At 32.3% G+C, this 12,836-nt stretch carries 14 protein-coding genes; 10 read left to right on the top strand and 4 right to left on the bottom strand.

Features of this window, described 5'->3' with window-relative positions; translation table 11 throughout:
* Positions 1-168 precede the first annotated feature (168 nt).
* The 9 genes from MPR_RS08980 to ygiD all read left to right on the top strand — a co-directional run bounded on the left by MPR_RS08980 (position 169) and on the right by ygiD (position 7,463).
* A complete protein-coding gene (locus tag MPR_RS08980) occupies positions 169-552 on the top strand; it encodes a hypothetical protein (protein ID WP_041891765.1) in 384 nt (127 codons plus the stop codon).
* Positions 553-1,014: 462 nt separating this feature from the next.
* The gene (locus MPR_RS08975) at positions 1,015-1,404 is read left to right on the top strand and encodes a hypothetical protein (RefSeq protein WP_041891762.1); all 390 of its coding nucleotides are present in this window, start codon (positions 1,015-1,017) and stop codon (positions 1,402-1,404) included.
* Positions 1,405-1,922: 518 nt separating this feature from the next.
* The gene (locus MPR_RS08970; RefSeq protein WP_041891759.1) at positions 1,923-2,324 is read left to right on the top strand and encodes a hypothetical protein; all 402 of its coding nucleotides are present in this window, start codon (positions 1,923-1,925) and stop codon (positions 2,322-2,324) included.
* On the top strand, positions 2,324-2,875 hold the full coding sequence (locus MPR_RS08965) for a DNA-3-methyladenine glycosylase I (protein ID WP_041891756.1): 552 nt from the start codon (positions 2,324-2,326) through the stop codon (positions 2,873-2,875). The genes MPR_RS08970 and MPR_RS08965 overlap by 1 nt, the downstream gene beginning before the upstream one ends.
* 112 nt (positions 2,876-2,987) lie before the next feature.
* On the top strand, positions 2,988-3,782 hold the full coding sequence (locus tag MPR_RS08960; RefSeq protein ID WP_006261232.1) for a HipA family kinase: 795 nt from the start codon (positions 2,988-2,990) through the stop codon (positions 3,780-3,782).
* Positions 3,769-4,143 (top strand): DUF3037 domain-containing protein, encoded by a 375-nt coding sequence (locus MPR_RS08955; protein ID WP_041891753.1) that lies wholly within the window; start codon positions 3,769-3,771, stop codon positions 4,141-4,143. The genes MPR_RS08960 and MPR_RS08955 overlap by 14 nt, the downstream gene beginning before the upstream one ends.
* A 1-nt stretch (position 4,144) precedes the next feature.
* Entirely contained in the window at positions 4,145-5,926 is a 1,782-nt protein-coding gene (locus MPR_RS08950) for a TrkH family potassium uptake protein (RefSeq protein WP_006261233.1), read from the top strand.
* An 8-nt stretch (positions 5,927-5,934) separates the two neighbouring features.
* Positions 5,935-6,618, top strand: coding sequence for a potassium channel family protein (locus tag MPR_RS08945; protein ID WP_006261234.1), 684 nt, complete (start codon positions 5,935-5,937; stop codon positions 6,616-6,618).
* Positions 6,619-6,635: 17 nt separating this feature from the next.
* The gene (gene ygiD / locus MPR_RS08940) at positions 6,636-7,463 is read left to right on the top strand and encodes a 4,5-DOPA-extradiol-dioxygenase (protein ID WP_041891751.1); all 828 of its coding nucleotides are present in this window, start codon (positions 6,636-6,638) and stop codon (positions 7,461-7,463) included.
* 2 nt (positions 7,464-7,465) lie between these two features.
* Here ygiD and MPR_RS08935 read toward each other — a convergent pair whose 3' ends face one another.
* The 4 genes from MPR_RS08935 to MPR_RS08920 all read right to left on the bottom strand — a co-directional run bounded on the left by MPR_RS08935 (position 7,466) and on the right by MPR_RS08920 (position 11,725).
* Positions 7,466-8,224 (bottom strand): GNAT family N-acetyltransferase, encoded by a 759-nt coding sequence (locus MPR_RS08935; protein ID WP_235280417.1) that lies wholly within the window; start codon positions 8,222-8,224, stop codon positions 7,466-7,468.
* Positions 8,225-8,309: 85 nt separating this feature from the next.
* On the bottom strand, positions 8,310-9,353 hold the full coding sequence (locus MPR_RS08930; protein WP_041891745.1) for an NAD(P)H-dependent flavin oxidoreductase: 1,044 nt from the start codon (positions 9,351-9,353) through the stop codon (positions 8,310-8,312).
* Positions 9,354-9,364: 11 nt separating this feature from the next.
* Positions 9,365-10,510 (bottom strand): serine hydrolase, encoded by a 1,146-nt coding sequence (locus MPR_RS08925; RefSeq protein WP_052472773.1) that lies wholly within the window; start codon positions 10,508-10,510, stop codon positions 9,365-9,367.
* 99 nt (positions 10,511-10,609) lie between these two features.
* Positions 10,610-11,725 carry a C1 family peptidase gene (locus MPR_RS08920; protein ID WP_041891742.1) on the bottom strand — a complete coding sequence of 372 codons (1,116 nt, stop codon included), beginning with the start codon at positions 11,723-11,725 and terminating at the stop codon, positions 10,610-10,612.
* A 71-nt stretch (positions 11,726-11,796) separates the two neighbouring features.
* Between MPR_RS08920 and MPR_RS08915 the strand changes: the two genes are divergently transcribed.
* Positions 11,797-12,636, top strand: a complete 840-nt coding sequence (locus tag MPR_RS08915) for a 1,4-dihydroxy-2-naphthoyl-CoA synthase (protein WP_041895317.1) — start codon at positions 11,797-11,799, stop codon at positions 12,634-12,636.
* Positions 12,637-12,836: the final 200 nt, after the last annotated feature.

Genomic DNA, 12,836 nt, shown 5'->3' with positions numbered 1-12,836 from the left:
CTTAAAAGTTTTTGCTAATAACATAAAATCCATATAACACTTCTAGCTTGTACACAAGCATCAACAATTACTACTTTGTCTATTATGTTTAATTGACATAAAAAAATATAACAAAATATTATTTTATTGTACTATGTTTGATTTAACAAAAAATGAAAAAATGAAAAAATGAAAAAAAACATTTACCTATTAATTCTAATACTTCTAGGAAGTATACAAGGATTTAGTCAAGACATGACTAAAATGTCTGATGAAGAAATAATTAAAAAAAGTAAAGAAATTGCTTTTAATTATATTAACACAGATTCTTTTTTCAATAATAGTAGAGTTGACAATGATATGATTGTTAAGACTAAAGTTTTTTTAATAAAAAAAGAGGATGAGATCTTAAAAGGAAACTCCAATTATAAGGAGGGAGATAAACTCATTTATATTGCTTACTATAGAATAGATATTACGCAGATTCCTCAAGCAGTTATATATATTAGATTAAAAGACTCAAAATTAGTCAGTAAAATGAGAGGTACTGATGGTATGGGATTAGATTTATAAAGAAAATAAAGTCCTATATAATTATAAAAAACTTAGGGAATTGCATAGCTCATAGTTTTTTTTATTTTATCTAAAGTAGACTAAATATTCAATATAATAACTCTCACTTAGAAGTAAAAAATCCATTTTTTATAAATAATATCAGTTCCTTCTGCGTGTTTAAACTTTCGGATCTTATCTCCAGATTTAACGTATTCTACTTTACTTCCAATTGCAACAACATCGTAATCATCTTCTTGATTATAATTAGTTGGTAGTAAAAGTTCCGAAATTAATTTAGCTTCTGTATTACTAATATTTCAAATCAAAGTGGAGGTGTTCAAAAGTAGCCCTAACATGGTATATGATTATGTTGGGAATAAACCTTTTAGCAACATTGATCAATCAACAATTAGAAAAGGTCATAACTTAGATGCACCTTCTAAAATATATGTATATTACACAATAAATTAAAATGAAAAAATGAAAAAACACATTTATCTATTAATTCTAATACTTCTAGGAAGTATACAAGGATTTAGTCAAGATATGACTAAAATGACTGATGAAGAAATAATTAAAAAAAGCAAAGAAATTGTTTTTAATTATATTAATACAGATTCTTTTTTCACTAATAATAGAGTTGACAATAATACACCTGTATATATTGATTTTTTCAATGTTACAAAAGAATACCTATCTCTCCATCCACTTCAACAATGTAGTGAAGGAGATAGGATGATTGCTGTTAAGTACTATAGATATGTTAAAGAATCCCCTCGAGCAGTTATATTTATTACGTTAAAAAATTCAAAAGTAGTGAGTAAAATGAGAGGTACTGATGGTATGGGATTAGATATAACAGAAAAATAAGTCATATATAATTATAAAAATAACCTATGAGAATTTTATGGCTCACAGGTTTTATTCTGAACGTATCTTGACTTTTTAGTATTCTAAAATTTCTTTAATTCTATGACAATAAAAGCAATGAAGCTCTACGATATCTAACTAGAAAATGTGGTATCAAATTTAGTGATTAAAGAACTAACGCTATCTAACCAAACATTCGTTCTTTCAATAGCATAACTTTCTTTCTATAGTTGTTCATCCAAGTAGCTTTCTTCATTACCTTGGCCATTTCGTTTATTAGGACAGATGTTAGCTATTATTTCTTTATCACTCAATATTTTTCTAAGTTTTTGTGAATCAAATCCTGCATCAACATTAATAAATAATCCAACAGTTGGGATTTTGTTTGTTTAGCGTTATAAAATTTTATACTCTTTTTTATTCTACAAAAGTCAAGACGACCTCATAATACTAACATTATATTGGCTTTTAGATTTATTTTTTATTAGTAGATTTGTTACTATAAATACTTGAAATAAATGATCAAATTCAATAAAGAAACTAAAAAGCTTGAAATAACAGATAATCAAAAAGGACGTTTAACATCTTCTAGGATTATGTCTTCTGCTATCCTAATCTTAGGAGTGGCTAGGCTATATACTGCTAATTGGCAACAGCCTAAAGAGATGGACTATGTGTTTTGTATTATTGTAGCTACCTTCTTATATATTACAGTAAAGAACTTCTTAATGCAGACTGCTGTTGACTCTATCGATAAATATGATATTAAGTATGTGAAAATGCCCAAAGCATTAGGTACTAAAGCTGTGATAAAACTGAATAATAGAAAGACTAGAGATGTGTTTGGACTTAAAACTCCTGATGCTAAGAATGCATTCAGAAAGGTCTTAAACGATGCTAAAATAAAAGTGATTAATTAATGGCTGTTGTTAAAAAGCATTACTGTGATTTCTGTAATGAGCTACCTTTAGATTCTGATAATCCTAATAAGTACTATCACGATTATGAATATGGATTCGAATTAACGGATGACAATGCGTTGTTCGAACGATTTGTTTTAGAAATAAACCAAGCAGGACTGAGCTGGAATACTATTCTTCAAAAAAGAAAAAACTTCCAAAAAGCTTATGTAGGGTTTGATATAGACAAGGTCGCTAATTTTACGCAGGCTGATATTGATCGATTATTACAAGACAGCGGGATTATTCGCAATAAACTAAAGGTTAATGCTGCGATATATAACGCTAATCAAATCATCGTGTTACAAAAAGAATTTGGAAGCTTTAAAAGTTGGCTAGACCTACATAAAGAGTATACACTAGAAGAATGGGTAAAGTTGTTTAAAAAACACTTTAAGTTCGTAGGAGGAGAGATCGTAAATGAGTTTTTAATGAGTACAGCTTATTTACCTGGGTCACATCGAGTAGACTGTCCTATCCATAAAAATACAAGATTTTATTTAGACAAGTAAAATAGATAAACAATCACTGGAATGCAGTAGTTTAAAATTTAACTCTCAAAGTAAGTTACTTTGGGGGTTTTTTGGTTAATATTGCATGATCATTTCATTATAAAATAGCCAAATGGAGAATCAATTGGGGTTAAGAACAGTTACTGTTACTAGGTATATTATGCCACTGCGAGAAGGAGGTTCACTTCCTGCACTTGCGGATGCTGATGACGACTTTAAATATGTATTAAAATTTAGAGGAGCTGGTCATGGTATCAAAGCATTAATTGCTGAATTATTAGGTGGTTTAATCGCTAAGAAATTAGGATTGAATGTGCCTGAATTAGTCTTTGCTGAGCTAGATGAGGCTTTTGGTAGAACAGAAGCAGATGAAGAAATACAAGACCTATTACAGTTTAGTAAAGGTTTAAATCTAGGTCTTCACTTCTTATCTGGAGCTTTAACGTATGACCCTTCTGCTTTAGAAATAGAAAGTAAATTAGCTTCTCAAATCGTGTGGCTAGATGCTTTTATCACCAATGTAGATCGTACTTTTAGAAATACGAATATGCTAATCTGGCATAAAGAGTTATGGTTAATAGATCATGGCGCTTCTTTTTATTTCCATCATTCTTTTACAAATTGGGAAAAAAGTGCGTTGACTCCTTTCTCATTTATAAAGGATCACGTATTACTACCTGTGGCAAAAGAGCTAGATATAGTGGATAAAGAGTTTAAAGCATTACTTCAAGAAGAAGACCTTAAATATATTACAAATCAGATACCTACTGATTGGTTAGAATGGGAGGAAAGCGACTTGACTCCTGAAGAGATAAGAAGTATTTATTTCTCTTTTTTAAAGAACAGATTAGCGAATTCTGATCTATTTGTTAACGAAGCAAAAAAACATCAAGATGCAGGTATATGAGTATGCAATAATAAGATACACTCCTAAAGTAGAACGAGAAGAGTTTATCAATATTGGGGTATTAGTATTCTGTAAGGCTAAGCGTACGTTAGTATCTTCATTTTACTTAGATAAGCGCAAGATAGATTGTTTTGAGAGCGAGTTAGACTTTGATACTTTAAAAGACCATGTAGATGCTTTTGAGCGCATCGCAAAGGGACAGTGCAAAATATCACCTATAGGAGCTTTAGATGCAGCAGAACGCTTTAGATGGCTAACCGCCGTAAAGAGCTCTTGTATACAATCTTCTCGTCCACATCCTGGTATGTCAGAGGATATAGAAGAAGTATTAACCACGCTTTTTAAAGAATTAGTATTATAAGATGCCACTGTACTACCTTAAAGATAAAATAATAAAGCAAACTACGTTCATCCTTAAAAGATTGCCTTTTTGGGTTAGTTTCATAGCGCTGTTTTTAATGATATACGATTTAGGTTTTAATACACTTAACGATTATCATTACCACTTAAATGTTTTTTACAATATTTGTTTGAGTATCGGGATGCTTGCTATCGTTAGACGTTATTTTAATAAAGATAACCACGAGACTTTAGGAGTGAAGATATTTGACTGTTTTAGTATTGTATTGTTTTTAATCTTGATTATAGCCAGATGGCAGCCTGAGCATACTATAAGGTTCTTTGACAGCAATGCTGTTATTTCGTTTGGTCTATTCCTAATGTTAGTAAGGGAGTTTTCTGTCTTACAGTTAAACTTAAAACAGACTAGAATGAACCCTGCTCAGTTATTTGTTGTCAGTTTTCTATTAATCATTTTTATAGGAGCATTCATGCTTTCTTTCCCTAAAGCGACGAATACACCAGGTAGTATGCGTTATATAGATGCTCTATTTACAGCTACGAGCGCTGTGTGTGTAACGGGTTTATCTACAGTAGATATCGGTGCGCAGTTCACTATATTTGGAAAGACTGTGATGATCTTCTTAATGGAATGTGGGGGACTTGGGATCATGACCTTAGCTAGCTACTTTAGTTTTTTCTTTAGAGGAAAAGCCTCTTATGGAAATCAATTAGTACTTAAGGATATGTCTTATATCGATAAACTAGGAGACGTATTCGCTACGCTAAAACGAATCATTATTATATCTGGTATTATACAGTTTATAGGGATGATCGCGATATTTATCAGTATACGTCATCAGCATTTTGAATCTTTGTTTGACAGAGTGTTTTTCTCTATTTTTCATGCTGTATCAGCCTTCTGTAATGCTGGATTCTCTACTTTACCTGAGAACCTATACACTTTTGAATACCGCTTTAATTATCCATTGCATTTAATTATAGCAGGGTTATTCATTATGGGAGGATTAGGGTTCCCGATTGTATTCAATGTATATAAGTATGTAAAGCACTTGATTATCAATAAGCTTCTTCCTTTTAGCATGAAGGAAGCGAAGATTCATATTCCTCGTGTTATTAATCTAAGTACTCGAATTATCTTAATCACTACAGCTGTATTAATCGTAGGAGGTACTGCAGTAGTCTATATCTCAGAATATAATAATACGCTAGCAGAACACAGTGGTTTCGGAAAGTTAGTCACAGCATTCTTTACAGCTACTTCACCACGTACTGCAGGTTTTGCGACAGTAGATAATAATCTATTTACTACTTCTACATTCTTAGTCGTGATTCTCTTAATGTGGATCGGGGCATCACCAGTATCAACAGGAGGAGGTATTAAAACAAGTACTTTTGCTATCGCTGTCTTAAATATCTGGGCCTTAATGAAAGGTAGATCTAGAATAGAAGTATACAGAAGAGAGGTGGATCAACTGTCTGTACAACGTGCTTTTGCGATTATATTCTTATCTTTATTTGTGATAGGAATAGCTATTTTTGCGCTCTCGTTTTTTGAGCCCAAGACAGATTTATTAAGATTAGCATATGAGGCATTCTCTGCTTATAGTACATCAGGATTAAGTACAGGGATTACAGCTCAGCTGACAGATCCTAGTAAAGTAACTCTGATTATGCTTATGTTTATTGGACGAGTGAGTATGCTTACCATTCTAATAGCAATAAGCAAAAAAGAAAAATTAACGAATTATAGATATCCAACAGAAGAGATTCTGATTAACTAGTATAGGACATGAAATATATTATTATTGGTTTAGGAAATTTTGGTGCGTCATTAGCACAAAAACTTACAGAACAAGGAAACGAAGTAATAGGTGTAGACAAAAGTATGGCTAGGGTAGATGCTTATAAGGATATGATATCCCATACTATCTGTCTAGACTCTACTGATCAATATATGATGTCTGGACTACCTCTAGCGAATACAGATATCGTTATCGTAGCAATAGGTGAAGATCAAGGAGCTAATATTATGACTACTGCTGTTCTAAAAAATCTAAATGTAAAAAGGCTTATCAGTAGAGCTATTAGTCCTGTACATGAGAATGTCTTACAAGCCATAGGAGTAGATGAAATCGTACACCCTGAAGAAGAAACAGCAGAGAGATGGGCTAAGAAATTATGTATAAAAGGTGTAGTAGACTCTTATGAGATTAATGGACGATACAGTATCGTAGAAATCACAGTGTCTGACCGTTTTGCAGGTAGAACATTAGGAGAGATCGGTTTTAGAACTAATTATAACTTAGTTGTTCTTACAACACTGAAGATAAAAGAAGAAAAGAGCTTTATCGGGATGCATAAGAAAATACACGAAGTACAAGGTATTGCCTCTTATGAAACAGTATTGAATAAAGGTGATATCATGGTTATCTATGGTGATAACAGAGATATTAAAAAAATATTAGCAGAATAATCTAAAATCATAAAGAAATGGGAGAGCAAGTTTTAAACGATCTGTTTTGGTTAAAAGATAGAGCAGAGGAGATGCCTGTACTATTTGTGGGGCATGGCTCTCCTATGAACGCTATAGAGGACAATGAGTTCTCTCAATATTGGAAGAACTTAGGAAGACAATTACCTAAGCCAGAAGCGATCTTAGTAGTCTCTGCCCATTGGCTAACAAAAGGAACTTTAGTTACTGCTAATTCTACATTAGAAACAATTCACGATTTTAGAGGTTTTCCAAAAGCGTTATTTGATGTTGAATACAATGTAAAAGGTAATCCTATTCTAGCGAATGAGATCACTCTTCTAAACGAACATCAAGATATACACGAAGATTTAACTTGGGGATTAGATCACGGGGCATGGTCTATACTGTGTCATTTATTTCCTGAAGCGAATATTCCTGTATTGCAATTAAGCATAGATTATTACAAAAGCCCTGAATATCACCTAGAAATAGGAAAACAATTAAAAGCCCTTAGAAAAAAAGGAGTATTGATCATAGGAAGTGGTAATATCGTACACAATCTATCTGCTCTAGACTGGCATAATATGAATAAAGACAATTATGCATTTGATTGGGCGATAGAGAGTAATGAATTAGTAAAGCAGGCAATACTCAATAGGTCTTTTACAGACCTATTAGATTATAAAAATAAAGGTGTAAGTATGCAATATGCAGTACCTACACCTGATCATTATTATCCGTTATTATATATTCTAGGATTGACAAATAGTAGTGATAACATCCACATCTTTAATGATAAATATGTAGGTGGATCTTTAAGTATGACTTCTTACTTGTTTGGGTAATTTTAGTATAAGTACATTTCCATTTCTACCTGTTCTAGATAAGGTTCTCCACCTATAGATTTAAAGAAAGAATGGATACCGAAGTTTTGTCCATCTATATTTGTAATATAGAAGTTTCTATCATTACCTATTAATTCTTTAATAAGATAAGAAGCTATTCCCTTACGTCTATATCCCTCTTTTACCCATACCTGAAGCACCTTATTAATGCGTTGGTCATAGATTAAGTATCCTACAGTAGTAGTGCCATTAATAGTTGCTTTGCGCATAATTAGGGTAGTCTCGAAGTTGTGTACACAGAATTCGTTATTCTCCCATGTAGGAATAATATCTTTCTCTGCAAAATAGATAAGATACTCATAATAGGGTAAATTATTGATTTGCAAACCTTCTATTTCTTCAAACTTAGAGCTCTTAACATTAGTGATTCCCTTAATAGAATTAACTACTCTCCATTTTTTAAAACCAATCTTGCGATATGACTTACAAGCGGTCTCATTAGAACTGATTACTTCTAAGTTGATTTTACGCATATTAAAGCTCTTAAATAAAGGAATAGCATAATCATACATCTTAGTAGTAAGATTATTACCTCTAAAAGAAGGCAATACTCCTGTACCAGCATTATATAGATAGTCATTATTCTTACCGTGAAGAATAAATCCTACTAATTCTTTATTACAAAAAGCCCCTACAGAAATTGTTAAATCAATACCCTCTGCTTTAATTTTGTCTTTTAATTGCTCCAATGTTAATTTCATCGGAACAGTATAATCTGAAAAAGACTTGTTAAAAACAGATAAAAGCTCCTCTAAGTTTATATTCTTTAAAAAACGATATTGAAAACTATAAGTCATACACTTCCTTAATCAATTTATTTATAATTTTTGACGTTGAATCTCTTTTGGCATAATGGGCATTAGTTCCGCACCAAAGAGAATTAAAATTATGAATTTTTTTTTGTTTAGCAAAACTTCTTAATTTTTGTGTTAAAATATTTTGAATAGGATACAAAGGTATGTTTTTATTATCATAATCTATCATTTTCACAAAATTATTAAGAATACCTCTAGCAAATTTACCAGAAAAAGATTTCGTTAAAACAGTTTCTACAGCTTCTCCTTTGTGTAAAAGGTCTTTTTGGTAGTCCATAGCTGTACTTTCGTCAGCTGTAATAAATAGAGAGCCATAACATACCATAGCAGCTCCCTTATCTAAATAATCTCTACCCATTACCCCATCGTATAAACCACCTGCTACAAATAAAGGCTTCTGTACGATAGGTAATACGCTATTAAACAATTCTTCTAATGGGAGGTTATCTTCTAAAGAGTCTTTCAGAAAAGTGCCTCTATGACCTCCTGCTTCGATCCCCTGAAGAATAATAGCATCGATGCCTTTGTCGTCTAAATAAATAGCTTCTTCTACTGTAGTAGCTGTACCTATTAAATATATATCTAGGTCGTGTAGTTCTTTTATCTCTTGATCTGTAAAACAGCCAAAAGTAAAAGCAAGATAGGGAAGGCCTAGTTCTTTTACTACTTCTAGATTACCCTGATATGTCTCTTGATCAAAGTCGGTAATTGTAGTATGAGAATATCCTATTTCCTTGCCTATCTCACTTAATGTATGTTGCATATCATCAATCTCTCTTTGATCAATATCAACTATAGGATTAAGGAACATATTAACGATAAAAGGCTTGTCTGTTAAAGACTGCGTCTTTCTGATTAACTCTCTGCTTAAGCCAGGAGGGAAGCCACCTAATGGAAGTGTACCTATACAACCTGAGTTACTTACTGCTGCTACCATCTCTGGTGTAGCTACTCCTAACATAGGAGCTTGGCAAATAGCATAATCTGTACCGAAAATAATGTTCGCTTTTTTCATAATCTATATTTTTAGAGTTCCATATCTCCTACGGGATAATCTCCAAAATGATGAGATAAATGAATAGTCTTATAAGTCAATGTAGAATACTTATTAGAGAACAAGATGATACATACATTATCTTTAGCTAGTCTTATATATGAAGAAGTATTTCCTCTCCACCAGCCATTGTGATACGTATACATATCGCCATTGTCCATCTCTAATAATCTTATTCCTAACCCATAATTTCTATTTCCTTTTTTCTCAAAGCTATATCCTTTAAACATTTCTTGTTTAAGATCAGCACTTAGGAAATTATCAGAATATAAAGCAGTATCAAACTTCAGAAAATCTCTAGGAGTGGTATAGATGTTTTTATCTCCATAAGTTCCATCCATATAGTCCCATCTCATTAGTTTCTTCCCACCAGAGAAAGATTGTGTTACCTCATTCTTCTTGGTTAAATCATCGAAAACAAAACTGTGGTTCATCTCTAACGGATCAAAGATTAACTCTCTTACAGCTTCTCTAAATGTCTTCTGAGTGATTCTCTCTACAATAGACGCTAATAATACATAGTTAGTATTACTATACGTAAATTTAGTATTAGGAGTGAAGTCTAGTGATACTCTTTTTTTATTAATGACTTTTATTACATCTTCATTTGTAACAGTGGTTTTATTATCCCAGATATTCTTATAATATCCATAATACCCCAAACCACTTCTGTGACTTAATAAGGTTCTTACCGTTATCTCAGGATAAGGAAATCCTTCTATAATCTCAGATACGCTCTGGTTAAGGTCTAATCTACCACTGTCTACTAATCTTAGAATAGTAACGGCTGTGATAACCTTACCAACAGAAGCAACATGCATAGAGGTCTCGCTTCCTATAGAGTCGTTTCCGCTTCTATCTGATACTCCAGAATAGTTCTCATAAATAATCTGACCATTCTTAGCCACTAAGAAACTACCTGTATATCCGTTTTTATTAATATTATCGTTATAAAAATTCTCTATAATATGAGCCTTCTCTAAAATATAATCTGTAGTAACTTCTGGAAACTCCACCTTATAAGGGTTATCCACACGTACATTATGTTCTTTTATGATAGGAATATTTGTAGCTAATTCTTTATTCTCTTGGCAAGCATATAATGATAATGCTGCTATTAATGTTACTGCAAAATATCTTTTATTAATCATTCGTTCTTCTAAGTAAAAGACCAGTTAGAGTGATTTTATAACTGGCCTTATTTTAATATCTTATAACTACTGTATTCTCAATTGTTCTTTCGTTTTTTTAAGTAATCCATCTTTGTGTAAAAGCACTGAAATAGACTTTAACTTCATGTATGGAATACTCATGTAAATATAACCATCATTTCCTACACGATCACTATTTGGTCCCCATGAATTTTTAACTTTATAGTAAATATTTCCTTTTTGATCTTTTACTTTTCCTACGATATGCATTAGGTGATCATCTTGGGTATTAAAGTTATAAAACTCTTGTAATCTGTAATCAGCAGTAATGTCTTTCTCTTTAATAATCTCTGTTAAACCTTTTTCTGTATCAGCATTGTCATTTGGAATAAAAGCAATTCCATATTTACCAGAGAACGTTTTTTCTGAAACATCACAATCTAAAGAGAGCGTATAGCCATTATCCAAAGCATAATCAATATTAGCAATATACTCTTCTAGTGGAAGATTATACATACTACCATTAGAGAAATTATCTGGAATATTAAGAATAAACGAAGAATAATTCTTTTTATTTTGGAAAGAAGAAATTGTTACATAATCATCAGGATTAAGGGTAGTCATTTTCAAGAAACTCTCAGGAGTATATTTTTTGCCTTGATAAGTAAACTCTTTAATATTACTTCCCATATACATATCTAGTACGTGTTCAGTTAGTTCTTTCCAATTACTAGAAATAGGAGCGTCACTCTTAGCAAAAGCATCTATTAGACTCTTTAATACTTTAAACAACTCTTTATGATCATAGGCTTCTTGTCCTACTAGTCCAGAATATGCTTCTACAGGAACTAATCCATAATCTCTCATACTGTTAATCACATCGTGAGCTAAACCACCTTCACCGAATTGAGTCTTTCCTTGTCTAAGAATATAGTTTTCTATTTTTTTAGGGTATGTATTTCTGACATTATACATCTCAGAAAGGTCAATATGCTTGTTGGTTTTTCTAATTATTTCAGATTCTAAGAATGAAGAAGTACTAAAGCTCCAGCAAGTTCCTGTTTTTCCTTGACTGATAACAGGTGTACCTTGAATATCTACAATGTTTTGAAAATCATACTTTTGAGCGTATGCGCCTAGTCCAAGAAATAGGACAGATAGGGATAATAGTGTTTTTTTCATGGATTATAATGTTTTGGAATGGCAATATAATGCAAAAAATAGGTTATTTTTACCCTAAATTAAAAAACATTATGAGTAAGATTCAATGGGAAACAGCTATCGAGTTTGAGGATATTACATACAAAAAGTGTGATGGAGTAGCTCGTATTGCTTTTAATAGACCAGAGGTTCGCAATGCTTTTAGACCAAAAACAACTAGTGAACTATATCGTGCATTCTATGATGCACAAGAAGATACATCTATCGGAGTAGTATTATTATCTGCAGAAGGGCCATCACCTAAAGATGGAGTTTATTCATTCTGTAGTGGAGGAGATCAAAAGGCTAGAGGACATCAAGGATATGTAGGAGATGATGGTATGCATCGTCTAAATATCTTAGAAGTACAACGTCTTATCAGATTTATGCCTAAGGTAGTAATCGCTGTAGTTCCAGGATGGGCTGTAGGAGGAGGGCATAGCTTACACGTAGTATGTGATATGACTCTAGCGAGTAAAGAACACGCTATCTTTAAACAAACTGATGCTGATGTAACAAGTTTTGATGGTGGATATGGTTCTGCATATTTAGCTAAAATGGTGGGTCAGAAAAAAGCAAGAGAGATCTTCTTCTTAGGTAGAAACTATTCTGCTCAAGAAGCTTTCGAAATGGGAATGGTAAATGCTGTTATTCCTCATACAGAATTAGAAGATACCGCTTATGAATGGGCACAAGAGGTATTAGCTAAATCACCTACTTCTATCAAGATGCTTAAGTTCGCGATGAACTTAACAGACGATGGAATGGTAGGTCAACAGGTATTCGCAGGTGAGGCAACTCGTCTGGCTTATATGACTGATGAAGCTATAGAAGGAAGAAATGCATTCTTAGAAAAGAGAAAGCCTAACTTCCCTAAAAAATGGATTCCATAGTAGTTTATATTTAATAAACTCTAGAGATATAGAAGCCATCCAAAAATTGGATGGCTTTTTTATATAAGCTAAGGAGGGAAGTATACTAAAATTTAATTATAGGTGAAGTCTAGATGGAATATTTTGGCATTATTTTCCTAAAAAGTCCAAAAACTTCCACTTTTTTACAAAAAAAGGCAATTTAAAAGATGTAACTCATT

Origin of the sequence: Myroides profundi (assembly GCF_000833025.1) — a bacterium.
GTDB classification, from domain to species: domain Bacteria; phylum Bacteroidota; class Bacteroidia; order Flavobacteriales; family Flavobacteriaceae; genus Flavobacterium; species Flavobacterium profundi_A.
Note: the sequence above shows the minus strand (reverse complement) of the source record. Positions and strands in the feature narration are given on the sequence as shown.